At 65.6% G+C, this 22,268-nt stretch carries 25 protein-coding genes and 3 tRNA genes; 22 read left to right on the top strand and 6 right to left on the bottom strand.

The window, feature by feature from the left end; genetic code table 11:
* Nucleotides 1–14: 14 nt before the first annotated feature.
* Nucleotides 15–710 carry a type 1 glutamine amidotransferase gene (locus tag ACOMD9_RS17830; RefSeq protein WP_421417326.1) on the bottom strand — a complete coding sequence of 232 codons (696 nt, stop codon included), beginning with the start codon at nucleotides 708–710 and terminating at the stop codon, nucleotides 15–17.
* A 45-nt stretch (nucleotides 711–755) separates the two neighbouring features.
* Here ACOMD9_RS17830 and ACOMD9_RS17825 point away from each other — a divergent pair, with 45 nt between their 5' ends.
* On the top strand, nucleotides 756–1,049 hold the full coding sequence (locus tag ACOMD9_RS17825) for an MGMT family protein (protein ID WP_421417325.1): 294 nt from the start codon (nucleotides 756–758) through the stop codon (nucleotides 1,047–1,049).
* Between the two features lie 48 nt (nucleotides 1,050–1,097).
* Nucleotides 1,098–1,691 carry a YjaG family protein gene (locus ACOMD9_RS17820; RefSeq protein ID WP_421417324.1) on the top strand — a complete coding sequence of 198 codons (594 nt, stop codon included), beginning with the start codon at nucleotides 1,098–1,100 and terminating at the stop codon, nucleotides 1,689–1,691.
* A 46-nt stretch (nucleotides 1,692–1,737) separates the two neighbouring features.
* Here the strand turns inward: ACOMD9_RS17820 and ACOMD9_RS17815 are convergent, their stop codons facing one another.
* The 5 genes from ACOMD9_RS17815 to hisB form a co-directional block, all read right to left on the bottom strand.
* A complete protein-coding gene (locus ACOMD9_RS17815) occupies nucleotides 1,738–2,247 on the bottom strand; it encodes a hypothetical protein (RefSeq protein WP_421417323.1) in 510 nt (169 codons plus the stop codon).
* Nucleotides 2,248–2,271: 24 nt separating this feature from the next.
* On the bottom strand, nucleotides 2,272–3,045 hold the full coding sequence (gene hisF / locus ACOMD9_RS17810) for an imidazole glycerol phosphate synthase subunit HisF (RefSeq protein ID WP_421417322.1): 774 nt from the start codon (nucleotides 3,043–3,045) through the stop codon (nucleotides 2,272–2,274).
* A 3-nt stretch (nucleotides 3,046–3,048) separates the two neighbouring features.
* A complete protein-coding gene (gene hisA / locus ACOMD9_RS17805; protein ID WP_421417321.1) occupies nucleotides 3,049–3,807 on the bottom strand; it encodes a 1-(5-phosphoribosyl)-5-[(5-phosphoribosylamino)methylideneamino]imidazole-4-carboxamide isomerase in 759 nt (252 codons plus the stop codon).
* 139 nt (nucleotides 3,808–3,946) lie between these two features.
* Entirely contained in the window at nucleotides 3,947–4,588 is a 642-nt protein-coding gene (hisH, locus tag ACOMD9_RS17800; RefSeq protein WP_421417320.1) for an imidazole glycerol phosphate synthase subunit HisH, read from the bottom strand.
* 31 nt (nucleotides 4,589–4,619) lie between these two features.
* Nucleotides 4,620–5,213: an imidazoleglycerol-phosphate dehydratase HisB gene (hisB, locus tag ACOMD9_RS17795; protein WP_421417319.1), complete on the bottom strand. Its 594-nt coding sequence runs from the start codon at nucleotides 5,211–5,213 to the stop codon at nucleotides 4,620–4,622.
* 191 nt (nucleotides 5,214–5,404) lie between these two features.
* On the opposite strand from hisB, the gene ACOMD9_RS17790 reads away from it, so the two are divergent.
* The 20 genes from ACOMD9_RS17790 to ACOMD9_RS17695 all read left to right on the top strand — a co-directional run bounded on the left by ACOMD9_RS17790 (nucleotide 5,405) and on the right by ACOMD9_RS17695 (nucleotide 21,758).
* Complete coding sequence (locus ACOMD9_RS17790) at nucleotides 5,405–5,857, top strand: acetyl-CoA sensor PanZ family protein (RefSeq protein WP_421417318.1); 453 nt, start codon at nucleotides 5,405–5,407, stop codon at nucleotides 5,855–5,857.
* A complete protein-coding gene (locus ACOMD9_RS17785) occupies nucleotides 5,854–8,208 on the top strand; it encodes an AsmA family protein (protein WP_421417317.1) in 2,355 nt (784 codons plus the stop codon). The genes ACOMD9_RS17790 and ACOMD9_RS17785 overlap by 4 nt, the downstream gene beginning before the upstream one ends.
* 80 nt (nucleotides 8,209–8,288) lie before the next feature.
* Nucleotides 8,289–9,413, top strand: coding sequence for an A/G-specific adenine glycosylase (mutY, locus tag ACOMD9_RS17780; RefSeq protein WP_421417316.1), 1,125 nt, complete (start codon nucleotides 8,289–8,291; stop codon nucleotides 9,411–9,413).
* The gene (locus ACOMD9_RS17775; protein ID WP_421417315.1) at nucleotides 9,410–9,682 is read left to right on the top strand and encodes an oxidative damage protection protein; all 273 of its coding nucleotides are present in this window, start codon (nucleotides 9,410–9,412) and stop codon (nucleotides 9,680–9,682) included. Before mutY ends, ACOMD9_RS17775 begins: the two co-directional genes overlap by 4 nt.
* Nucleotides 9,683–9,771: 89 nt before the next feature.
* A tRNA-Phe gene (locus ACOMD9_RS17770) sits at nucleotides 9,772–9,847 on the top strand.
* 6 nt (nucleotides 9,848–9,853) lie between these two features.
* Nucleotides 9,854–9,928 (top strand) — tRNA-Gln (locus tag ACOMD9_RS17765).
* Between the two features lie 43 nt (nucleotides 9,929–9,971).
* A tRNA-Thr gene (locus tag ACOMD9_RS17760) sits at nucleotides 9,972–10,047 on the top strand.
* Between the two features lie 138 nt (nucleotides 10,048–10,185).
* The gene (locus ACOMD9_RS17755) at nucleotides 10,186–11,052 is read left to right on the top strand and encodes a ParA family protein (RefSeq protein WP_421417314.1); all 867 of its coding nucleotides are present in this window, start codon (nucleotides 10,186–10,188) and stop codon (nucleotides 11,050–11,052) included.
* The gene (gene dnaB / locus ACOMD9_RS17750; RefSeq protein WP_421417313.1) at nucleotides 11,039–12,442 is read left to right on the top strand and encodes a replicative DNA helicase; all 1,404 of its coding nucleotides are present in this window, start codon (nucleotides 11,039–11,041) and stop codon (nucleotides 12,440–12,442) included. Before ACOMD9_RS17755 ends, dnaB begins: the two co-directional genes overlap by 14 nt.
* On the top strand, nucleotides 12,439–12,819 hold the full coding sequence (locus ACOMD9_RS17745; RefSeq protein ID WP_095623389.1) for a DUF7673 family protein: 381 nt from the start codon (nucleotides 12,439–12,441) through the stop codon (nucleotides 12,817–12,819). Before dnaB ends, ACOMD9_RS17745 begins: the two co-directional genes overlap by 4 nt.
* Entirely contained in the window at nucleotides 12,812–13,048 is a 237-nt protein-coding gene (locus ACOMD9_RS17740) for a hypothetical protein (RefSeq protein ID WP_095623388.1), read from the top strand. The genes ACOMD9_RS17745 and ACOMD9_RS17740 overlap by 8 nt, the downstream gene beginning before the upstream one ends.
* 48 nt (nucleotides 13,049–13,096) lie before the next feature.
* Nucleotides 13,097–14,986 (top strand): ParB family protein, encoded by a 1,890-nt coding sequence (locus ACOMD9_RS17735; RefSeq protein WP_421417312.1) that lies wholly within the window; start codon nucleotides 13,097–13,099, stop codon nucleotides 14,984–14,986.
* Complete coding sequence (locus ACOMD9_RS17730; protein WP_421417311.1) at nucleotides 14,983–15,585, top strand: DUF2857 domain-containing protein; 603 nt, start codon at nucleotides 14,983–14,985, stop codon at nucleotides 15,583–15,585. Before ACOMD9_RS17735 ends, ACOMD9_RS17730 begins: the two co-directional genes overlap by 4 nt.
* Complete coding sequence (locus ACOMD9_RS17725; protein WP_421417310.1) at nucleotides 15,585–16,946, top strand: STY4528 family pathogenicity island replication protein; 1,362 nt, start codon at nucleotides 15,585–15,587, stop codon at nucleotides 16,944–16,946. The genes ACOMD9_RS17730 and ACOMD9_RS17725 overlap by 1 nt, the downstream gene beginning before the upstream one ends.
* Before the next feature lie 82 nt (nucleotides 16,947–17,028).
* Complete coding sequence (locus tag ACOMD9_RS17720) at nucleotides 17,029–17,757, top strand: PFL_4669 family integrating conjugative element protein (protein ID WP_421417309.1); 729 nt, start codon at nucleotides 17,029–17,031, stop codon at nucleotides 17,755–17,757.
* Between the two features lie 118 nt (nucleotides 17,758–17,875).
* Nucleotides 17,876–18,331 (top strand): DUF3158 family protein, encoded by a 456-nt coding sequence (locus ACOMD9_RS17715; protein WP_163559732.1) that lies wholly within the window; start codon nucleotides 17,876–17,878, stop codon nucleotides 18,329–18,331.
* 18 nt (nucleotides 18,332–18,349) lie between these two features.
* On the top strand, nucleotides 18,350–18,784 hold the full coding sequence (locus tag ACOMD9_RS17710; protein WP_421417308.1) for a single-stranded DNA-binding protein: 435 nt from the start codon (nucleotides 18,350–18,352) through the stop codon (nucleotides 18,782–18,784).
* A 37-nt stretch (nucleotides 18,785–18,821) separates the two neighbouring features.
* A complete protein-coding gene (locus ACOMD9_RS17705) occupies nucleotides 18,822–19,409 on the top strand; it encodes a hypothetical protein (protein ID WP_421417307.1) in 588 nt (195 codons plus the stop codon).
* 20 nt (nucleotides 19,410–19,429) lie between these two features.
* Nucleotides 19,430–19,654, top strand: coding sequence for a hypothetical protein (locus ACOMD9_RS17700; RefSeq protein ID WP_421417306.1), 225 nt, complete (start codon nucleotides 19,430–19,432; stop codon nucleotides 19,652–19,654).
* A 103-nt stretch (nucleotides 19,655–19,757) separates the two neighbouring features.
* Complete coding sequence (locus ACOMD9_RS17695; RefSeq protein WP_421417305.1) at nucleotides 19,758–21,758, top strand: DNA topoisomerase III; 2,001 nt, start codon at nucleotides 19,758–19,760, stop codon at nucleotides 21,756–21,758.
* The last annotated feature ends 510 nt before the right edge of the window (nucleotides 21,759–22,268 follow it).

The following is a 22,268-nucleotide window of genomic DNA, read 5'->3' as shown; positions in this document are numbered from 1 at the left end:
GTGAGGCGTCCGGCTCAGGCGGGAGCCCGGCCCAGCCACTGGCTCAGCACCCGGTCGAGCAGTGGCGCGAGCAGGTCGAATCGCCTGGGCTCGGCGAGCATGGCATCGCGCGGCTGGGCGTGTGGGCTGGTGTCAGTCCCCCTGGGCGGCGCCAGGTGGTCGAGCAGCGCGGTCACGCTGTCCGCGGTCGCCTCCAGATGGCAGAGCAGGCCCACCACCCGGCCGTCATCCCAGGCGAAGCCCTGCACCGGGCTCGCTGCGCTGCCACCCAGGGGCTGGCTGTCCTCGGGCAGCCCGAAGACGTCGCGATGCCACATGAAGGCATCGAACTGCTCCGGCAGGTTGAACGGGCTGTCGTGAGCGAGCTCGACCCTCTGCCAGCCGGTCTCGGCGAAGGTGCCAGCCGAGACCACCGCGCCCAGTGCCGAGGCGATCAGTTTCGCCCCCAGGCCGATGCCCAGCAGTGGCTTCTTGCCATCGAGGGCCTGCTCGATCAGCTTGCGTTCGCGCTGCAGCCAGGGATACTCGGCATCATCGGCGTTGCCCATGGGGCCGTCGAGGATGATCAGGGCATCGCAGTCGGCCAGCCGGGGCGGGAGCTCGCCGGCATCGAGGTGGAAGATCGTATAGCTGTGGCCCATGCTGGTCAGCCAGTCGGCCAACCGTGCCGGACCCTGGTGGGGGCTGTGCTGAAGCAGGTGAAGGTGCATGGAGGCCTCGCCATCGATGGGTGGACTGGGAGGACGCAAGGGTACATGAAGCGGGAGCTGGAGGAACAGATCTACACCATCGTGGCGGCGATTCCCCCGGGCCGGGTGACCACCTACGGTGGTATCGCCGCCATGACCGATGGCGCCACCCCGCGTATGGTGGGGGCCGCGCTGCGTCGCCTGCCGGACGGACATGATCTGCCCTGGCACCGGGTGATCAGCGCCTCCCGACGGCTCGCCGATCATGCCGGTGCCGGCACGCAGCGCGAGCTGCTCATCGCCGAGGGTGTCGCCTTCGATGCCCGTGGCCGGATCGCTCCGGAGCGGCTCTGGCCCTGAATTCGACCGGCCCGGTCCGGACATGACAACCACCAGTGAGGAGACTCCATGAGCCAGGCTTCCGGCGGCTTCCACCAGCGACTGCAGCAGCTCGATCCACGCCGCCAGCAGGCCTTCATGGCGGCGCTGTGCGAGCGCCTGCTGCCCAACTATCGCTTCTACCATGAGGGGCGCTCGGGGCAGGGCAACCCGGCGGGGCTGCGGGCCGTCCTCGACCTTGTCTGGGAACACCTGACGGTGAAGGAGGCGCGCATCGATTTCGAGCGCCAGGCCGAGAAGCTGGCCGAGCTGGAGCCGCCGGCGGACGACGACAGCTTCGGTGCCCGACGTGCGCTGGAGGCGGTGGTGGCGCTCTCGGCACTGCTCGATACCCTGCGTGGCGAGGCCCCCGAGGCGGTGCTGGAGGTCAGCAGGGTGTCCAGGGGGGGCGTGCGGGCCTTCATCGAGCTCACCGAGGGCGAGGAGGATGCCGGGCGCCTGGCCCAACTGGTGCGCGACCATCCGCTGATGGCCGACGAGAACGACTTCCAGGATGCCTTGCTGGAAGCCGTGTCAGGCCCCCTCGGCCGCGACGAGCTCAAGGCGCTGCGCAGGCTGGGGCGCAACGATGGGGTCAGTAACCTCGGGCTGTCGCTGGACTAGGCCGTGCCCGAGAGCCGGTGATGCTCGCCGGATGTTCCGACAATGTCTAGAACCGGATGCCGGCGGTCACCATCAGCCCCGCCGTGCCGAACAGGATCAGGTCGGACTCGAATCGCCCCCACTGGACGCCGATGCTGGGCAGCGCCGCCGGGGCGATCTCGTGGCGGTTGAAGGGAATCTTGTCGCGGTACTCCCCCCTGTAGCCGCGCAGCGCCCCGGCGGTGAGCTTGGCGCGGAAGGTGACGTCGGCGGCGGGCTGCCAGAAGGGAAACTCGCGGCCAACATACCAGTACCAGGTGGGCTGATCGAAGGAGTTCTTGAACCACGCCGCCCCGGCCAGCCAGCGCTGCTGATTGTGCAGTTCCACGCTGGCCAGCTTCTGCTGGTTGGTGTGCTCCGGGTCGGGGCTGTGGTGGCGCGTGTAGAGGCTGGTCTGCACCAGTACGTGATCCAGCTCCAGGACCGGTGGCCACGCCGCTTGCTGATCGGCGCTGGCGGGTCCGGCCAGCGCCAGGGCCATGACGGCGCCTGCCGTCACCTTCCATGGTGATTGCATAGCGTAAAACCTCCCGGATGCGCGCTAGAGCCGCATCTCGATCCCGCGTTCGGCCATGAAGCGCTTGGCCTCGGGAATGGTGTATTCGCCGAAGTGGAAGATGCTGGCGGCCAGCACCGCATCGGCGCCACCCTCGAGCACGCCCTCGACCAGGTGGTCGAGGTTGCCCACGCCGCCGGAAGCGATCACCGGCACGCTCACCGCATCCGCGATGGCGCGGGTCATGCCCAGGTCGAAGCCGGCCTTGGTACCGTCGCGATCCATGCTGGTGAGCAGGAGTTCGCCGGCACCGTACTCGACCATCTTCTTCGCCCACTCCACGGCGTCGAGGCCGGTAGGGCGACGGCCGCCGTGGGTGAAGATCTCCCAGCGCGGGGGTTCGCCCTCGGCGGAGGCCCGCTTGGCATCGATGGCCACCACGATGCACTGGCTGCCGAAGCGCTCGGCGGCCTCGCGCACGAAGTCGGGGTTGTTCACCGCGGCGGTGTTGATGGAGACCTTGTCGGCTCCCGCGTTGAGCATGGTGCGGATGTCGTCGCAGGTACGGATGCCGCCTCCCACGGTCAGCGGGATGAAGACCTCGCCGGCGATATGCTCGACCATCTCCACCGTGGTGTCGCGATCCTCGTGGCTGGCGGTGATGTCGAGGAAGGTGATCTCGTCGGCGCCCTGCTGGTTGTAGCGCTGGGCGATCTCCACCGGATCACCGGCGTCGCGGATGCCGATGAAGTTGACGCCCTTGACCACGCGGCCGGCGTCCACATCCAGGCAGGGAATGATGCGTTTGGCGAGTCCCATGGTTCAGCTCCCGGCTCGCTTGAGCCCTGCGGTGAGTTCGTCGCACAGCTTCTGGCCCTCGGCCACGTCGAGGCTGCCCTCGTAGATGGCGCGGCCGGTGATGGCACCGAGGATGCCCGGCTCTCCCGCGGCGACCAGGGCTCGCAGGTCGTCGAGGTCGGTCACCCCGCCGGAGGCGATCACCGGCAGGCCGCCCTCGCGGGCAAGTGCCGCAGTGGCCTCGACGTTGACACCGGACATCATGCCGTCTCGGGCGATGTCGGTGTAGACGATGCTGGAGACGCCGTCGTCGGCGAAGCGCTTCGCCAGGTCGGTGGCCTTCACCGAAGAGACCTCGGCCCAGCCATCGGTGGCCACGTAGCCGTCGCGGGCGTCGAGGCCGACGATCACGTGGCCGGGGAAGGCGCGACACATCTCACCGACGAAGCCGGGCTCCTTCACTGCCTTGGTGCCGATGATCACATAGGACACCCCGGCGGAGAGATAGTGCTCGATCGTCTCGGCGCTGCGGATGCCACCACCGATCTGGATCGGCAGTTCGGGCCAGGCTCGGGCGATGGCAGTGACCGCCTCGCCGTTGACCGGCTCGCCCTCGAAGGCGCCGTTGAGGTCGACCAGGTGCAGGCGGCGGGCGCCGGCGTCCACCCAGCGCGCCGCCATGGCCACCGGGTCGTCGCCGTAGGTGGTGGCATCGTCCATGCGCCCCTGCTTGAGGCGCACGCACTTGCCGTCCTTGAGATCGATGGCGGGAATTACCAGCATGTCATGTCCCCTGTCGGGCGCGGTAGTGGGCGCCCAGTGAAAAGTTCTATCGGGCGCGGCAGTGGGCGCCCGGTGCAAGGTCCTGTCGGGTGCGGCAGTGGGCACCCGGTGAACAGCCCGAGGTCGTGCGGTGATGACCTCAGGGCGACCACTGGACGAAGTTCTCGAGCAGCTTCAGCCCTGCCCGGGAGCTCTTCTCGGGATGGAACTGCACGGCGAAGGTGGCGTCACGGCCGATGGCGACATGGGCACTGATGCGGCCATAGTCGGTGGTGCCGAACACCGTGGTGTCGTCACTGGCCTCGACATAGTAGCTGTGGACAAAATAGAAGTGCTCGTCCTGGTCGATGCCCGCCCACAACGGGTGGTCGCGGTGCTGGTGCACCAGGTTCCAGCCCATGTGGGGTACCTTGAGGCGCTGCCCGCGGTCATCCTGCATGTCGGGGGGGAAGCGTTTCACTTCACCGGGCAGGAAGCCGAGACAGCGGATGCCGTTGTTCTCCTCGCTGTGGTCGAGCAGCATCTGCTGGCCGACGCAGATGCCCAGCAAGGGCTTGGCCTGGCGGGCCAGCATCTCCTCCACCAGCCCGCGCAACTCGGTGCGTTCGAGCTCGCCCATGCAGTCGCGGATGGCGCCCTGGCCGGGCAGGACCAGGCGTGTGGCGCCGCGGATGCAGCGGGCATCGCGGGTCACGATCACGTGCTCGTGGGTGACGTGCTCCAGTGCCTTGGCGACGGAATGCAGGTTGCCCATTCCGTAGTCGATGACGGCAATGGTCATGGGGCGCTCCTCGTGTGATCGCAGGAAGGGTTCAGAGGCAACCCTTGGTGGAAGGCATCTGACCGGCCATGCGCGGGTCGGGCTCGACGGCCATGCGCAGCGCGCGGCCGAAGGCCTTGAAGATGGTTTCCGCCTGGTGGTGGGCGTTGAAGCCCTTGAGGTTGTCGACGTGCAGCGTCACCCGGGCGTGGTTGACGAAACCCTGGAAGAACTCCCAGAACAGCTGGGTATCGAGGCGGCCGATGGCGGAACGGGTGAAGTCCACATCCATGAATAGTCCCGGACGGCCGGAGAAGTCTACCACGACCCGCGACAGGGCCTCGTCCAGCGGCACATAGGCATGGCCGTAGCGGCGGATGCCGCGCTTGTCGCCGATCGCCTGGTCGAAGGCCTGGCCCAGGGTGATGCCGAGGTCCTCGACGGTATGGTGGTCGTCGATGTGCAAGTCGCCGACCGCCTTGATGTCCAGGTCGATCAGGCCATGGCGTGCCACCTGGTCGAGCATGTGGTCGAGAAAGGGCACCCCGGTCTCGCAGACCAGCCGACCCTCGCCGTCCAGGTCGACGGTGACGGTGATCTGGGTTTCCCGGGTGTCACGGGTGACCGTGGCGATACGCTCGGACATGTCGGTACTCCAGCGCCTGGCGCATAGATGTGGCCGGTGCCTGCCACCGGGCCGTGAAGCGAATGGGCGGACGGACTGCTGTGCCTGTCGCCGAGAGCCTGCCATTATAGAGAATCGCCTACCCCATCCGCTACAATGCGCCCAATCAAGCGGTGGCGAGCCCCGCCACCCCGGCCCAGGGAGAATCAAGCATGCCGGTGACACTCCACCCCGTCGACCTGGCCACCTGGGAAGCGGATGCCCAGGCAAGGCTCGACCTCGCCCGTATCTACGCCGACGCCCCGGCCGAGCGTCTGCCTCGGCCCGTGGACGACTTCATTCGCGAGCACCTGGCAGCCAGCCACTTCTTCTTCTGCGCGCGCTTCAATGAACGCCTGCTGGGTGCCGTGGCCGTGGAGGACGACCAGCAAGCCTGGTGGTTGTCGCATCTCTGCGTGCGCAAGACCACCCGCCGGCGCGGTGTGGGGACCCGGCTGCTGGCGCTGGTCGGCAGTGCGGCGCTCGACGAGGGGCGCAAGCTGCGCGCCCCCTCGTCGCAGTTGCCGGTGGCCGACCAGATGCTGCTCTCCCGTCTCGGCTACCGGTTGACACAGGCCGGCAACTATTTCGAACTCAACCTTCCGGGACAAGGGGACGGGCAATGAAACGGCTGTTGCGTACACTGCTGGCCGCCATCGGTATCCTCGCGCTGGTGGTGGTGGCGGCGGTGGTCTACGTCACCACCTTCTTCGATCCCGAAGACCTCAAGCCACGACTGATCGAGGTGGTGCGGGAGCAGAGCGGACTCGAGCTGTCGCTCGAGGGTCCCCTGACCTGGTCCTTCTACCCCCGGCTCGGGGTCAGCGTGGAGAAGGCCGAGGCCTGGCTGCCCGACCAGGAGGTCGACAGCGAAGCCTCCTTCGCTGCCTTTCGTCGCGCCGAGGTGAGCCTCTCCTTCGCCCCGCTGCTGCGTGGCGAGGTCGCCATCGACGGCCTGACCCTCGATGGCATGCGGCTCCAGCTGGAACGCGACGAGGCGGGGCGTGGCAACTGGGAGGTATTGCTCGAGCGCCTCGCCGAGCGCCGCGAGGCCGCCGAGAAGGCATTGGCCCCGGCCAGCGCCGGTCCAGACCCCGGCATCGGCGGCGCCGGTACCCTGAGCGTGGCCCTGAACATCGCCAGCGTGCAGCTGAAAGAGGGGGAGATCCGATATCGTGACCTCCAGGCCGACCGTGAGACGCTGCTCGAGGGGCTCAGCGTCACCGGCAGCAACGTCAATCCCAACCGGCCCTTCTCGCTCAATGCCTCCTTCCGGCTCGCCAGCTACGATGACCTGAACTGGCGTGAGCGGGAGGATGTCCCCCGGCTGGCCAGCGAGGTCACTCTCGAGAGCCGGGTTCGCCTGGGCCTGGCCGACGGCCGCTACGTGCTGGAAGGGCTGAAACTGAATACCAGCAGCCGGCTGTCCGGTGCCGAGGATGAACAGAAGGCCAACCTGCAGAGCAGCGAACTGGTGGTCGACGTGGAAACCGGACGGCTCCGCCTGGACGAGGGCAAGCTCGACGCCAGCCTGCGGCAGGCCGGCCTCGGCGAGAAACCCCTGCCCCTTTCGCTGGCCTTCAAGCTGGATGCCGACCTGGTCGAGCAGGCCGTGCAGCTGCGGGAGCTGGAGCTGACCGGAGAGGATGGCCTGAGTCTCAGCGGCAACCTGAACGTCAGCCAGCTGCTCACCGATCCTGCCTACAGTGGCCAGCTGAGCCTGGCGCCGCTGTCGCTGCGTCCCTGGCTCACTCGGCTGGACATGATGCCGACCATGGCCAGCGACTCGGCACTCTCGGACATGGCCCTGACCAGCCCGCTGCAGGGCGACCTGGAGCGCATCGACTTGACCGGCCTGACCCTGGTGCTGGATGACAGCACCTTCACCGGGCAGCTGGCGGCCGGACTCGATGGCCGGCTGCTCGAGTTCGACCTGCAGGGCGACCGCCTGGACCTGGATGCCTATCTGCCGCCGGCGGAGGTATCGGCCGAGAGCGCCTCGCGGCGTGGCCTGCCGGGTATCAGCCGGGCCCATGCCGACGAGCCCGGCACCCTGGTGCCGGCCGAGTGGCTGGCGGAGCTGGCGCTCGACGGCCGGCTCACCCTCGGGGAGCTGCGAATGATGGGGCTCGACTTCACTGACGTGAACCTCGAGCTCGCCGGTGCCGACGGCCAGCTGCGCCTGACCTCCTTCGAATCGGGCTTTCACGAGGGTACCCTGGCCGCCAGCGGCGAGCTCGGGCTGCGCGAGGAGCCGCTGAGCTGGGCCCTGGCGCCTCGTCTCTCCCGGGTACGCATCGACTCCCTGCTGGAGGCGCTCGGCGAGGAACCGGCGCCACTGCGCGGGCGGTTCAGCAGCGAAGGGGAGCTGATCTCCCGCGGCAACACCTGGCCGGAGCTGAAGCGTCACCTGAGCGGGTCGCTTGCGGCACGCATCGAGGAGGGAGCGATCCTCGAGGTCAACGTCTCCCGCGAGCTGTGCATGGCGGTGGCCACCCTGGAGGGCGAGGAGATCACCCGCGACTGGCACCCCGACACTCGCTTCGAGCGTGCCGAGGCCACCTTCGAGTTGCGCGACGGTACCGTCCACAGCGACGACCTGCTGGTCACCATCCCGGGCATCGAGCTGGGTGGCGAGGGGCAGCTCGACCTGATCAGCGAGCAGTTCGACTTGCGTGCCGCGGCACGCTTCGTGGACACCGCCGATGCCGCCTGCAACGTCAACCCCCGGCTCGAGCGGGTGCCCTTCCCGGTGCGCTGTGAGGGAAGCCTGGGGGGCGACAGCCGCGAATGGTGCCGCTTCGACCGTGAAGCCTTCAGGGAGACGGTGGCCGAACTGCTGCGTGGCGAGGCGACTCGACGTGCCGGCGAGGAGGTCGAGCGTCGACTCGAGGGTGCCATCGAGGATCTCGATGAACGCCTCGGTGAAGGTGCCGGCGAGGAACTTCGCGACGCCCTGCGCGGTCTCTTCAATTGAGTACCCAGCAAGTCAGTCCCTGCGCCGACCCCGAGTCGGCGCTTTTTTTCGCCTGCCCTTCTCGACGGCAAGGAGCCGCCATGATGGAGATAGCGACGCCCGTACTCCCCGCCGACGCCTTCCAGCAGCGACTGCTGAGGTGGTTCGACGACCACGGTCGCCATGATCTTCCCTGGCAGCAGGAGCGCACGCCCTACCGGGTCTGGGTATCGGAGATCATGCTCCAGCAGACCCAGGTCGCCACGGTCATCCCCTACTTCGAACGTTTCATGGCACGCTTTCCCGACGTCGCTTCGCTTGCCAGGGCCGACCAGGACGAGGTGCTGCACCTGTGGACCGGGCTCGGCTACTACGCCCGGGGACGCAACCTGCATCGAGCCGCGGGCGTGATCGTCGACGCGCATGGTGGTGAATTCCCCATGGACCCGGAGGCCCTGGCCGCCCTGCCGGGCATCGGGCGCTCCACCGCCGGCGCCATCATCGCCCAGAGCAGCGGCAGGCGGGCGGTGATCCTCGACGGCAACGTCAAGCGCAGCCTGTCCCGCCTGCATGCGGTGGAAGGCTGGCCGGGCCGCCCGGCAGTGGAAAGGCGTCTCTGGGCCCTGGCCGAACACTATACGCCGGACACCCGCCTGGCCGACTACACCCAGGCGATGATGGACCTGGGGGCGACCCTCTGCCGCCGCGGTCGCCCGGAGTGCGGTCGCTGCCCCTTCAATGATGTCTGCGTGGCCCATGCCCGGGGAGAGGAGCGGCGCTTTCCCGAGTCGAAGCCGCGGAAGGCGCTGCCGACGCGGGCCACCGTCATGCTGTTGCTGCTCGACGGCCGTGGCCGGGTGCTGCTCGAGCAGCGCCCCCCCAGCGGACTGTGGGGCGGGCTCTGGAGCCTGCCCCAGTTCGACGACGCGGGCGCCCTCGATGCCTGGCTCGCCGCCCATGTCCCCGGTGCCGAGCTCGAGCCTGGCTGGGAACCCTTCACCCATGTCTTCAGCCACTTTCGCCTGGAGATCACGCCGCAACCGGTGCTGATCGATAGCCTCGATTCGGTGGGCGAGACCCGCCGCTGGTACGATCCCCTGGAGCCCGAGAGCATCGGGATGGCGGCACCGGTGAAATCGTTGCTGGACAAGCTTTCATCCCTGGCGCGCAGGGCGCCGGCCAGCCACCGAAATTCCCAAGCCCATCACGAGGAGAGTGTCCGATGAGCCAGACCGTCTTCTGTCGCAAGTACCAGCAGGAGCTCGAGGCCCTGCCGTTCCCGCCCCTGCCCGGCAAGAAGGGCCAGGAGATCCAGGCCAGCGTGTCGAAGCAGGCCTGGGAGGAGTGGCAGGCGCTGCAGACCCGGCTGATCAACGAGAAGCACCTCAACATGCTCGATCCGGCCTCCCGGGAGTACCTGATGGAGCAGATGGAGCGTTTCCTCGACAATCGCGAGACCGATCAGGCCGAGGGTTATGTGCCGCCCGAGCAGTGACCCCCCTGCGGTTTCCCGGCGGCATCTTTTTGAAACGGAAGGGGTTGACGACAACGGCCCCTTGGGGTTTAATACGCCCCGTTGGCAGCGGCCAGATAGCTCAGTCGGTAGAGCAGGGGATTGAAAATCCCCGTGTCGGCGGTTCGATTCCGTCTCTGGCCACCACACTGCTGGGGTATAGCCAAGTGGTAAGGCACCGGTTTTTGGTATCGGCATTCCCAGGTTCGAATCCTGGTACCCCAGCCACGCCAACCCTGTTTCCGATTCTGTGACTCGATTCGGTTCCCGAGCCGGCATAGCTCAGTTGGTAGAGCAACTGACTTGTAATCAGTAGGTCCCGGGTTCGACTCCTGGTGCCGGCACCACGTAAATTTCTCGAAATCAGCGTCTTGCGAGCGAGAAGTGGAAGCCCCGCGCGGGGTGGTGTGGATCGAGCCGTCTTCGTGTAATAGCTACAGATCATCAGCCTCACACTTGATTCCATCTGGAACCGAGGTGGGGTTATGCGTGTTGTTTCCGTTGTTTCGACCAAGGGCGGCGTCGGCAAGACCACCGTCACTGCCAATCTGGGTGGCCTGTTGGCCGATGCGGGCCTCAAAGTCCTGTTCATCGACCTGGACAGCCAGCCCACGCTCTCCAGCTACTATCCCCTCCGCACCGAAGCCCCCGGCGGCACCTACGAGCTGATCGCGCTCAGCGATACCGCTCCTGCCCATGTCATATCGCATACCGCCCATCCCAACCTGGATGTGGTGATCTCCAACGATCACGCCGGCCAGCTCCCTCAGCTGCTGCTCAACGCGCCGGATGGCCGCTTCCGTCTCGCCCAGCTGCTCTCCAGGCTGTCGGGCTATGACCTGATCCTGATTGATACCCAGGGAGCTCGCTCCATCACCCTGGAGATGGCCGTCCTGGCCTCCGATCATGCCCTCTCACCCATCACCCCCGAGCTGCTCTCCGCCCGCGAGTTCGTGCGAGGCACCGTCGGCCTGCTGCGCGATCTCGAAGCGCTTAGCCAGTTCACCCACCTCTCCGTTCCCCCCGTTTCCGTCCTGGTTAACCGTCTGGATGAGACCGCCGATGCGCGGGGCATCCACCAGACGCTGGCGGAGATGTTCGCCGCCGGCGAGCAGGGCGTCAGCGTGATGCAAAGCACCATCCGTGCCGGTGTGGCCTTCCGACAGGCCGCCAGCGCGGGCCTTCCCGCGCATCAGTTCGAACCGCGACGGCCCGCCGGCCGCAAGTCGCCCGCCGCCGCCGACCAGGTCAAGGCGATGGCCTGTGAGCTCAACCCCGAGTGGCAGCCGTTGATCGACGCCATGGTCTGCACCACCGCCATGCAGGGGGGCTGCCACGATGAGTGCCATTGAGAACCTGGCCGAACTTCGGGTGGCCGAGGAGCGTCCGGAGGCCGGCTACCTGCCGCCGCATAGTCTGGAGGCGGAGCAGTCGGTGCTGGGCGGTCTGCTGCTGGATAACGCCATGTGGGATGAGGTTGCCGACCGCCTGGCACCGGCGATGTTCTACCAGCAGGCCCATCGCCTGGTGTTTCAGGCGATTCAAGGGCTGGCGGAGCGCGACCAGCCAATGGATGTCGTGACGGTGTCCGAGGCGCTGGAAGAAGCGCGTCAGCTTGAACAGGTGGGAGGTCTCGCCTTCCTGGCGGAGCTGGCACGCAATACGCCCAGTGCGGCCAATGTCGAGGCCTATGCTGAGATCGTGCGGGACCGCCATGCCCTGCGGCAGCTGATCCATACCTGCTTCACCCTGAACCAGCAGGCCCTGATGGCTCAGGGCCATTCGGCCACCGAGCTGATCGAGGAGGCCGAGCAGAAGCTCTTTGCCCTGACGGAAGAGAGGAATGAGCAGCTGAGCTCCATGAAGGAGATGCTCGGTGAGGCCATCAACGTCATCGACCGGGCCTTCAATGCACAGGGTGGGGTGACGGGCATCCCGAGCGGCCTAAGCGAGCTGGACGCCATGACTGCGGGCTGGCAGCCAGGGGATCTGATCATCCTGGCCGGCCGCCCCTCCATGGGCAAGACCGCCATGGGGCTCGGTTTCGCGGAGCATGCCCTGACGGCAGAGGACATTGCCGGCCCGGTCTTCATTTTCTCCCTGGAGATGCCGGAAGCGCAGCTGATGCTCCGGCTGATCGCCAGCCTGGGCAATGTCTCCCTGCAGAAGCTGCGCACCGGGAAGATGGAAGACGAGGATTGGCCGAAGGTGACCGCCGCGGTCAATCGGCTCACCCAGCTGGAAGGGAAGCTGCTGATCGATGATGTCTCCGGCATCACCGCCTCCAGCCTGAAGGCACGCGCACGCCGCATGACGCGCCGCTTCGGTCGCCCCTCCATGATCCTGGTGGACTACCTGCAGCTGCTTCAGGAGCCGGGCAGCGAGAACCGCACCCTCGAGGTGGGCAAGGTCAGCCGGATTCTCAAGGAGACCGCCAAGGAGCTGCGTGCCCCGGTCATTGCCCTGTCGCAGCTCAATCGCTCCCTGGAGACCCGCCCCAACAAGCGCCCCTGCATGGCCGATCTGCGTGACAGCGGTGCCCTGGAGCAGGACGCCGACGTGATCGCCTTCATCTACCGCGATGAGGTCTACCACCCCGACAACGAAGACAGCCACGGCCTGGCTGAGCTGATCCTCGGCAAGCAGCGCAACGGGCCCACCGGCACCGTGCACCTGGCGTTCCAGGGGGAGTCGGCGCGCTTCAAGCCGTTGGCGTGGCAGCGCCAGGAGGTGACCCCATGAGCCAGCACCGCGTACGCACACCGGAGCCCCGTTCCCGGCTCTCCCAAGCCCTGGCCGAGGTGATGCACGAGACTCGCCAGCGGCAGCTCGAGGCTGAACAGCAGGGCCTTGCCGCTCTGGAGCACCTGGTCCGTGTGGCCCAGGGGCATAGCGGTCAGTCCCACCATCTTCGTCGCCTCCTGCTCGGGCTCTACAACGGCTACCGCTGGCCTTTCGAGATGCAGCGGCTGCGAGGGCTCGATGCAGACCTTCAGGCAGACGCCCTCGCGGTTATTCGGATGGCCACCTACAGCGGCCATGAGATCCACACCTTCATCGAAGGCGGTGACACCTTGCTGAAACGCTTCTGGGAGATCGAGGAGGCCGCAGATGAGTAAGTCGCTTTCCGTAGCGCGGGGGTGCAAGGGGATGCAGCGCCTGATTCGCTATGCCGCGACCCAGGGCTGGGAAGTGCAGCGTACCAGCGGTGGTCACCTGCGATTCAGCAAGCCAGGCTGTGCGCCGGTCTTCACCTCCTTCACCACCAAGGACCGCCGCGCCGAGCTCAATGCGCGCTCCCAGTTGCGCCGTGCGGAGTGGGAGAGGCGGTACCGCCATGAAGAGTGATTCCACTGTCATCACCTCCGTCGTGTCTATCGTAGAGGGAGCCCTCCTATGAAGCGTCCTACCGATCAACAGCTGCGGGACCGACTGACGCAGCCGGGACCCAGGCGCCAGGGGCAGCCGGTCGACGCCGTCACGCCGCCAGACCAGGAGATGGCGGTCTGGGTGACCCTGGACATGCTCAAGCCCTATGAGCACAACCCACGGCAGGTCCAGAACTCCAAGTATGAGGATATCAAGGCCTCGATCCGTGCCGCGGGTCTCAAGCACAAGCCCCCGGTGACCCAGCGGCCGGGCGAGAAGCACTACACCATCTGCGACGGCGGCAATACCCGCCTGCAGATCCTACGCGAGCTCTACGAAGAGACCGGTGAGTCGCGTTTCCATGCCTTCTATGCCCTATACCGACCCTGGCAGTCGGAAGTGAAGATGCTGACGGGTCACCTTAGCGAGAACGACAACCGTGGCCAGCTGCTTTGGATCGAGCGCGCCAAGGGGGTGATGGATGCCAAGGCGATGTACGAGGAGGAGAGCGGTGAATCGCTATCGCAGCGCGAGTTGGTCAAGCGCCTGTCGGAGGACGGCTACCAGGTGGCCCAGAGCCATATCAGCAAGATGCTCTATACCGTCGAGCATCTGCTGCCCACGCTGCCCAACACCCTCTACAGCGGCCTGGGGAGGCCGCAGGTCGAGAAGCTTATCAGCTACCGGGAAGCCTGCCGGCTGATCTGGGAGCGCTGCACCCAGGAGGTCGAGCCCGAGGGCTTTGCCGAAGCCTGGCACCAGACCATGGCCTGGTTCGATGACGAGGGTCAGACCGAGATGAACTGGGGCATCGTGGTGGATCGGCTGTGCGGCATGCTGGCCGACAACACGGGCGTGCACTTCAACGTCTGCGAGCTGACCCTCGATAATATCGTCACCTATCGCAAGCGGCGTTGGGACCTGGAAGAGCATCAGGCCTTCGAGGCCCTGGACGTTGAGCTGCAGCAGATGCGCGATCCCGATGCCCAGCCGCCCTCGCTCTATCCACCGCTGCCTGATAGCTCTTCTGAGACGGCAGCAGGTAGTGCCCCGAAGGAAAAAGCGCCCACGCCTGACCCTGAACTGCAAACCGAGCAGCTGCCATCGCCGCGCACCCTTAGCGGTAGAAACGTGAACCCCGACGAGGGGCGGACGGAGAGCGCTGAGTTGCTCCGGCTCCGCCAGCAGGTCGCCGCGCTGGAGCGTGAAAAGGAGCAGCTGAGCGAGTCGCAGTCTCCCGTGGTGTCTGGGCTCGGAGAACCGACGTCGGTACCTGGCCCTGCGCCCATGGCCGCGCTCTCTGAGGAGGAAATCGACTGGCCCGAGGGCGCCGCTCGGACGGAGGCCGAACAGGCCGCCCGCCTCGAAGGGCTGACCCAGTCAAGCTGGGAAGAGAGCCCGGGAAAGCGCGGCTATCGCCACCACCTGGCCAGTGAGCTCGGCGTGCCCAGCTTCGACTTCGAGCAGCTGGCTCCACTGGCGGCACCGGTGCTCTCCGGCGAGATCACCCCGCCCATTGCCGACGTCTGGTTCATCGAAGGGGTAGAGGATGAGCCCCGCTCGCTGCGCATCCGCATACGTGAGCTGGTCCAGGTCATTGCCCGCTGGGGCGGCTTCGGCGGCAGCGATGTGGTCATCGCCGATGACGACGGCATCGGCTTCGACCTCAACCCGCTGCCGGACGCCGCCGACCGTCGAGCGCTTTTCGCCTGGCAAGCGCTGGCCAGCCTGCGCGGCGAGCTCAATCCCGAGTACCCCTCTGACGCCACCCTGTGGGGAGCACTGTTCGGCACTCACTATGAAGAGGGGAAAGAGAGCGCCTGGGACGATGCGGTGCTGCTTCGCTTCTTCCGTCTGGTGCGGCTGATCCGCCGCCTTCGTGAACACCTGCAGGTACAACAGGAGGCCCAGTCATGAGCTCTTCATCCGCCAACCTGAATCAGGCGCTGCTCAGCCAGGTCATGGGATTTCTTCGGGAGGGCAACATGCGCCGAGCGCTGGCCCTCGGCTTCAGCGAGGAGGAGCTGCGCACCCTTCGCCGCCTGAGAGCGAGTGACATCGACTCGCTGGCCTGCGCGGGACCTGTGGTGGCGCGCTTTTCAGTGGATCATGCCGCGCTACGTGGGGTTCTGGCGCGCATCGATCGCGACCAGGATCGTGAAACCCTGATCGACCGCTGTCTGAGACTGGGGGCCAGCGTCAGCATGATGGGGGTCTTCTTCGGCCTGACCGGTAACGACTGCTCGACGCGGCGTCAGCTGCTGGATATTGCGCCGCGGCAGGGGCGTTTGGCGATGCCATCGGAGCAGGCCGAGCACGATGCTTGGGAGCGCTGGCAGCAGATTGCGCTGGACCCCAGGTCGACCGATGACCTACAGGGCATGGTCACCCTCGCCGATGAGACCGACATTCCGCTGGCGGTGGTGTGGCACCTAATCAAGCAGTGGGGTGATCCCGGCCAGCCGCGCACGGCACCTCCAACCGAAGAGTGGATGGCACCTGAAGGAGAGCGGTGATGGTGCAGCTGCACGATGCCACTCGACAAGGGCTGGATCGCCTGATCGGCCAAGCGGCTTCCGAGATGACCCAGCGCCGGGGAGAGCCCCCGGCGTCTGCCGTTCCGGACGGCGAGACGGACCGTCCAGGGGAGGCTGCTTCAGGCCTCGATGGGCTGCTGTTTTTCGGGAATCCCCATGAGACCGTGCCGCGAGCGCTGCTGCTCGATCCGCGTCTTGGGCACGTCGACAAGCTCGGCTGGCAGATGATGCGGATGCTGGTGAATCCGGACCGAACCACCGCGGTGCCGACCTACGACGAGCTGCAGCCCTTGCTGCGGGGGGCTCCGGGGCAGAAGGCCTCGCGCGCCACGGTCGCCCGCGTCATCGCCGTTCTCCGGCTGACCCGCTGGGTGAGCCTCGGGCATCGGGCGCGTAACGCGCAGAATGGCCGCATCATCGGCAACGTCTACATCCTGCACGATGAGCCGCTCTCTCCCGCCGAGGCCTCGGTGCTGGATGCCGATTACGTCGAGTATGTGTGCCGCTGTCTGAATCACCAGAACAAGGTGGTCAAGGCGGTGGCCGCCATCGTCTTCGAGGAGCTCCAGGAGGCCGGGGCGCTCCATGAGCTACCGACGCGTCTCGATACCCTGGCGTCTCGCTCCAGCAAGGTTCGGCCTCCCTCGCCGGCTAAGCGTCAGGCCACTCAGTTCTCCACCACGACTCAGCAGAAGAACCAGGGGGAAGCGCCGAGTTCTCAGCGAGAACCCGGCAGGGTGAGCCACAAGAACTCCCCCGGTTTTCATCGAGAACCAAGTCTGGAATCAAGAGCTTATGAGGCCGTTGATGCCGTTCTCCATGAAAACTCGGGCAGTTCTCCACGTACAGTACGTACTTCACACTGTGTAAAACCTACAGGTACGTCAGCCGTGAACCTGCACTGGCCGGCGTGTCTCTCGCTGGATGATAGCGAGCGTCAGGCGACTCAGCTGCTGATGTCGGGGCTATCAGGCGACACCCAGCAAGCCATTCTCGATGAAGCGGCGGGCCGCGTGAGCAGCGGTTCGGTGAGAAACCCCAAAGGCTTCCTGCGGGGGCTGATCAAGCGCGCTATCGGCGGCGAGTTCGTCGCGACCGGCTACGCCAAGACCCAGGCCGAACGCCGAATGGGCAGTGTGAGTCAGAGCACTCCACCCGCCATGCAGCGGTCTGCACCTCGTGCCGCGACTCAGCCACTCAGGCAGCCTGCGGCACCCACAGCATCGAGCACTCCGTCCAGCACCACGTCGCCCGAGGAGGCCCAGGCGGCCCGAGAGCAGTGCCTGCGCAAGCTGGGGCTATGGCCGGCTGGCGGGAAAAACTCACTCAACAGCCATTAACGATTCCGCTGTCTCCCACTTACCAACTGATTGACAGTGCCTGCCATACCGCGGACACACATCAGCATGAGGACGACGCGACATGGCCGTTGATCGCCTGGGAGCACTTCGCAGCAAGATCGAGCTGACGCTCCATACCCACCACGCCGCACGGATCTGGAAGGGCCGTGGGGTCGAGACGGGGCGCCCACAGATAATCGGCATGCGGCAGTTCCTGCTGATCTGCGGTGCGATCAAGCAGAATGCAGCCAAGGATGACCCCTATGCGGACTACTGGCTGCTGCAGCTGGATGCCAAGCTTGCCGACACTCGCGCTCAGCTGGACCAGCGCCTCCAGGAGCTGGATAGCCTGATGGCACAGCTGCCGCCAGAGCTGGATGTCGAGGAGAACCTCAACCAGCAGCCGCTCAAGATCCCCGTCTATACCGGCGGCCAGCATGGATGGCTCGCCCTGCGCCTGCTGATCGACTTCGACCGCTTCGTCAGGCGCGTCATGCTTGCCCACCACATTGCCCTGATCGGTCGGCGCCAGATGGAGGAGTACGTCCGGGTTGGCGGACACCTCCTGCGCAGCCTGTGTGCGAGTACCCAGAAGTACCCGGGCTTCAGCGGTGCCACCCGCGACGACTTCGCTGCCAACAACGCCAAGGCCCGAAATGCCATCGAGAAGTTCGGTGAGCTGCCCGACGATGTGCTCTCCGGGAAGCACCGCAGCGAGTTTGCGCCGCCGATTCCCAGGCCGGCGGAGGCCAAGGCGGCCAGTGGCGCAGGCGCGGTGGAAAGTGACCCACCGCCCTCGGCGGAGGAGTAGTGGCCGGAGTGCCGGGAGCGTGATTCCACTGTCATCAAGTTTACTTAGGTCTTGGGCGTGGCCAGAGGGTCGGCAGGGTGATTCCAGTGGAATCACTGAGAGTGAGTGAGGGGGCAGCTTGAATACCGCATCGAACAGCTATGGCAATGACGCATTCAACAGCTACGCAAAGGGTTTTTTAAAACCCTTTAAGGGTAAGGGAGAGCTGATTCGTCTACGTGATGAGCTGGAAGATTCGGCAAGAGTGGCTCGTCAGGAGGCGATCGATATGGCGTCTCAGGCGAATGGCGGTCTGCTGAAATCGACCGATCTCTGGCTGACCCCTTGGGGCAAATCAGGCATTCCGGCCAGAACGCTTCAGTGGCGTGATAATAAGCAGAGAAGCATGGGGCTTTGGCTGCTGGAGACGTTCTTGTCACGTGATGACATATCCGAGGCGATGCGGCAATCCGTCATCGACCTAGAAGTCCAGCGCTGCGTGTTCAATGCCAAGGCGGCCACGATCAACTGGTCGATCAAGCGAATTGGTAAGGCGCTAGCGGATATCGAACATGCGGTCTCTTTTCAGCGATAATGACCAAGGAGGATACCCATGGGCACACGCTTCTACGGTGAGGGAAATATCGGCAGTGACCCCGAGGTCAGGACCTTCCCCGTGCGTGACAATCAGCCGCCCCGCACGCTGCTCAGGCTCAACGTGCGGTTCGATAACCTGGTCCCCAAGGATGGGGAAGTGGTGGATCGCGGTGGTTTCTGGGCAGACGTGGAGTGGTGGCACCGGGAAGCAGAGCGGTGGTCGCGGTTGTATCAGCGAGGGATGCGGGTCGTGGTGGTGGGCAAGATGGTTCAGGACAGCTGGGAGCAGAACGGCGAGACGCGCACGGCCTTCAAGGTGCAGGCTGAGCGGGTGGCCATCTTGCCTCATCGGGTGGCTCAGGTAATCATGGATACCCCCCATAGCCACCAGCAGCCGGCGGAGCAATATGCCAGCGGCCCGGGAGCGAGCCAGGAAGGCTACGGGGAATAACCGCTGCGTGATCATGGATGAATCAAGGAGGAGAGCGATGAAGGGGGCGAAGAGAGTCCTGTGTTGGGTTGGGCTTGGCGCTATTGTGACTGTGGCAGCGGGCTGTACCACTCAGGACCACCTCTACTCTCAAGGGCGCTGCCTGACCTGCATCAATAACCCGGTGACGGGGCAGCCTATCAATTACGATCCCGAGCAGCAGCCTGCTATCGAAGAAGACGCTGTGGCAGCTGGCCGGGACCAGGGAACAGCTGCAGGCAATCGGCATGGGCGGTTCAGCATGGCGTCGCCGTTGGACGTGGATACGGCCTATGCGAGGGTGCGCTCCGAGTTCGGATTCCGCTCGGAGGCGGACTTCAACCCGAACAGTAACTCTGACCAGTGGGCGATGATGGATAATGCATGGCACTTTGATGCCACGCCCGGCGCCTTTTATCAGATGAGCGATTACGCCAGACAGACCGTCAACGGTGGTGAGCACTCTCTCGTGCTGAAGGTCCAAATTCAGCGCGACGGTAGCGGCTCTCGTATCAACGTGGAGCACCTGCCGACTGCCAATGCCAGGTACGATGGAGATGCCATGGGCGAGGTGCTCGAGCAGCGCTTCCGCACGGCGCTTCGTTAACGCAGGGAGGAGGGCACTTGGTGACATCACGGGAGCTGAGAAACGAGTGGATCGGCATTGGCTATGCAGCTCAGCTGCTCGGCGTCCGTGTCACCGAGCTCAAGCATGCCCTTCGGCATGGCCGCGACCTTCGCGGCCATGCGCCACCCCGGCCTATCGTCAGGGGCGCCGGCTCGTCTGGCACCCAGATGTTGTTTCTCCTGGGTGACGTCATGGACGCTGCTGAGCTGATGGCGAAAGCCTGATGCCTGGTGGTACAAAGCCGCATCGCTGACGTTTCCTTTCTTTCTTCGCTCGCCTCTATGGACTTGCCATGCTGCCCTCGACGTTCATGAGGGAGATGAGCCAATGCGTGTATTCCTGTGCGAGAAGCCCTCGCAGGCCCGTGATATTGCCCGTGTGATAGGTGCTGGCCAGCGTGGCGAGGGCTACCTGAACGGCGGCGGGAACGTGGTGACCTGGGGGTTCGGTCACCTACTCGAGCAGTCGCCGCCAGAGGAGTACGACTCGGCGCTCAAGCGCTGGTCCCTGGAGGCGCTGCCGATTCTCCCCTCGACCTGGAAGATGGAGGTCAAGAAGAGTGGCCGCAAGCAGTTCGGTGTCGTGAAGAAGCTGCTGGGCCAGGCGACCGAGGTAGTGGTGGCCACCGACGCCGATCGGGAGGGGGAGACCATCGCCCGCGAGCTACTGGATTACTGTGACTACCGGGGGAGGGTGACCCGCCTGTGGCTTTCGGCCCTGGACGATGCCTCGATCCGGAAGGCGTTGGCCAGCATCAGGTCCGGGGAGGCGACCTATCCGCTCTATCTTGCAGGGCTGGGGCGTAGTCGGGCCGACTGGCTGGTTGGGATGAACCTGACCCGGGCCTATACGGTGCTGGCCCAGCGGCAGGGGCACCAGGGCGTGCTTTCGGTGGGGCGCGTGCAGACGCCCGCGCTGCGGCTGGTGGTGGATCGCGACCGGGAGATTGCGAACTTCGTGCCCCAACCCTTCTGGGAAGTCGTGGCTCAGTTCCAGACGGCGGGCGGTACCTTCCAGGCGAAGTGGCAGCCACGTGACGCCTCGATCCTGGATGCCGCCGGGCGCTGCATCAGCGAGGAAGCCGCCCGGTTACTGACTCAGCGAGCTACCGGGCAGCAGGGGCGTGTAAGCCACCTCGAGACGAGTCACAAGAAGGAGGCGGCGCCGCTGGTCATGGACCTGTCATCGCTGCAGCAGGAGGGCTCGCGCCGCTTTGGCTACGGTGCCCAGCAGGTACTGGACATTGCCCAGGCGCTCTACGAGACCCACAAGGCCACGACCTACCCGCGAACCGACTGCCGGTACCTGCCGGAGTCGCAGCTCGGAGATGCTGAACGCATCGTGACGATGCTGCTGCACTCGGATGAGACGCTGTCGCCACTTCGCCAGCGCCTGGACACGTGTCGCAAGAGCCGCGTCTGGAATGACACCAAGATCACCGCCCACCACGGCATCATCCCGACGGCGGTGGTATGTGACCTGGCCAAGCTGAGTGACGCCGAGCGCAACGTCTATGACCTGATTCGTCGCCACTACCTGGCCCAGTTCCTGCCGGCTCACGAGTATGATCAGACCGAGGTGGGGGTGGACCTGGAGGGTGAGGCGTTCCTGGCCTCGGGACGGCAGGTGAGGGTGGAGGGATGGCGCCTGCTCTTCCCTCGAGCGGCGTCGGACGAGGGCAGCGGGGAAGACCGGGAGGCACCCCCGCTGCCGGCCCTGAGCGAGGGAGAGTCATGCAAGGCGCAGCACCTCGAGATGTTGGCCAAGCAGACGGCGTCGCCCAAGCCGTTTACCGAAGGTACCCTGATCGCCGCCATGAAGCATGCCGCCCGGTTCGTGACAGACGAGCGCCTGAAGGCCCGCCTCAAGGAGACCGCCGGGATCGGCACCGAGGCAACGCGGGCCGGCATCATCGAGACGCTGCTGAAGCGGGGCTTCATCAAGCGGCAGAAGCGCGCACTGGTCTCCACCCCGACCGGCCAGCAGCTCATTGATGCACTGCCCTCTGCCATCACCAACCCCGGAATGACGGCGCTCTGGGAGCAGGCGCTGGATGACGTCGCGGCAGGGCGCCTGGTGCTGCAGGACTTCATGGTGCGACAAGCCGGCATGGTTGAGAAGCTGGTCCAGCATGCGCGGGAAGCTACGGTGACGATGCCTCAGCAAGACCTCAAGAGGTGCCCGGAGTGTCAGGCGCCCATGCGCAAGCGCCAAGGCAAATACGGTGCCTTCTGGGGCTGCACGCGCTACCCGGAGTGTAAGGGAATGCTGCGCGATAAGGCGCCCAGGAAGGGCTCCGATAGCAGGCGTAAAGCGGTATCGCCTTGACCGTGGAGAGGGCAGCCTCAATAATATGAATACACCCCGTTGGTTGCTGACGGTCATCACGCAACGCCCTTTGAGCGCCAACGCTCATTCCCCCGAAGTATTCGCACCTCGCGCGACGAATACGCCCCATCCCGCCTTTACGGCTCACACTGCATCATCAACAGTCGGGGTTCGAGGTTCCTTAGTCCTAGGCCAGCTTGGTTGGTTGGCCACCCGTCTCATACGGCGACCGGCCTGCCAGCTACCTTGATCCAGGGTAGCCGGCAGGCCGGTTGACGTTTCCACGCCGGAAACGCCTGCCCATCTGCGGAGCCCGCCGCATCACCAACGGGAGCCCTTTGTACAGGGATCTGTGCTTGATCGACCGAATGCGTCCGCGAAGAGATTCGGGTGCCTCCGTGAGCGAAGCATGGCAACGAGGGACATGCCTTGGCTCCAGTCGCATGGCGGACATCCTGGTGCTTGTCGGTACGGCGACGACCCTGTTGATGCCCTCTATGGTCTTCAATC

Origin of the sequence: Halomonas terrestris (genome assembly GCF_049166755.1) — a bacterium.
Classification (GTDB): domain Bacteria; phylum Pseudomonadota; class Gammaproteobacteria; order Pseudomonadales; family Halomonadaceae; genus Halomonas.
The sequence above is the reverse complement of the archived record's forward strand: the minus strand, read 5'-3'. Positions and strand labels throughout refer to the sequence as shown.

Coding starts and splice junctions, on each gene's coding strand:
- ACOMD9_RS17745 (WP_095623389.1), top strand. CDS start 12,439: ATGAGCCAGCACCGCGTACGCACACCGGAGCCCCGTTCCCGGCTCTCC.
- hisA (WP_421417321.1), bottom strand. CDS start 3,807: ATGCTGGTAATTCCCGCCATCGATCTCAAGGACGGCAAGTGCGTGCGC.
- ACOMD9_RS17790 (WP_421417318.1), top strand. CDS start 5,405: ATGCCGGTGACACTCCACCCCGTCGACCTGGCCACCTGGGAAGCGGAT.
- ACOMD9_RS17730 (WP_421417311.1), top strand. CDS start 14,983: ATGAGCTCTTCATCCGCCAACCTGAATCAGGCGCTGCTCAGCCAGGTC.
- ACOMD9_RS17695 (WP_421417305.1), top strand. CDS start 19,758: ATGCGTGTATTCCTGTGCGAGAAGCCCTCGCAGGCCCGTGATATTGCC.
- hisB (WP_421417319.1), bottom strand. CDS start 5,213: ATGTCCGAGCGTATCGCCACGGTCACCCGTGACACCCGGGAAACCCAG.
- ACOMD9_RS17755 (WP_421417314.1), top strand. CDS start 10,186: ATGCGTGTTGTTTCCGTTGTTTCGACCAAGGGCGGCGTCGGCAAGACC.
- ACOMD9_RS17725 (WP_421417310.1), top strand. CDS start 15,585: ATGGTGCAGCTGCACGATGCCACTCGACAAGGGCTGGATCGCCTGATC.
- dnaB (WP_421417313.1), top strand. CDS start 11,039: ATGAGTGCCATTGAGAACCTGGCCGAACTTCGGGTGGCCGAGGAGCGT.
- ACOMD9_RS17740 (WP_095623388.1), top strand. CDS start 12,812: ATGAGTAAGTCGCTTTCCGTAGCGCGGGGGTGCAAGGGGATGCAGCGC.
- ACOMD9_RS17720 (WP_421417309.1), top strand. CDS start 17,029: ATGGCCGTTGATCGCCTGGGAGCACTTCGCAGCAAGATCGAGCTGACG.
- mutY (WP_421417316.1), top strand. CDS start 8,289: ATGATGGAGATAGCGACGCCCGTACTCCCCGCCGACGCCTTCCAGCAG.
- ACOMD9_RS17815 (WP_421417323.1), bottom strand. CDS start 2,247: ATGCAATCACCATGGAAGGTGACGGCAGGCGCCGTCATGGCCCTGGCG.
- hisH (WP_421417320.1), bottom strand. CDS start 4,588: ATGACCATTGCCGTCATCGACTACGGAATGGGCAACCTGCATTCCGTC.
- ACOMD9_RS17775 (WP_421417315.1), top strand. CDS start 9,410: ATGAGCCAGACCGTCTTCTGTCGCAAGTACCAGCAGGAGCTCGAGGCC.
- ACOMD9_RS17830 (WP_421417326.1), bottom strand. CDS start 710: ATGCACCTTCACCTGCTTCAGCACAGCCCCCACCAGGGTCCGGCACGG.
- ACOMD9_RS17735 (WP_421417312.1), top strand. CDS start 13,097: ATGAAGCGTCCTACCGATCAACAGCTGCGGGACCGACTGACGCAGCCG.
- ACOMD9_RS17825 (WP_421417325.1), top strand. CDS start 756: ATGAAGCGGGAGCTGGAGGAACAGATCTACACCATCGTGGCGGCGATT.
- ACOMD9_RS17820 (WP_421417324.1), top strand. CDS start 1,098: ATGAGCCAGGCTTCCGGCGGCTTCCACCAGCGACTGCAGCAGCTCGAT.
- ACOMD9_RS17710 (WP_421417308.1), top strand. CDS start 18,350: ATGGGCACACGCTTCTACGGTGAGGGAAATATCGGCAGTGACCCCGAG.
- hisF (WP_421417322.1), bottom strand. CDS start 3,045: ATGGGACTCGCCAAACGCATCATTCCCTGCCTGGATGTGGACGCCGGC.
- ACOMD9_RS17785 (WP_421417317.1), top strand. CDS start 5,854: ATGAAACGGCTGTTGCGTACACTGCTGGCCGCCATCGGTATCCTCGCG.
- ACOMD9_RS17705 (WP_421417307.1), top strand. CDS start 18,822: ATGAAGGGGGCGAAGAGAGTCCTGTGTTGGGTTGGGCTTGGCGCTATT.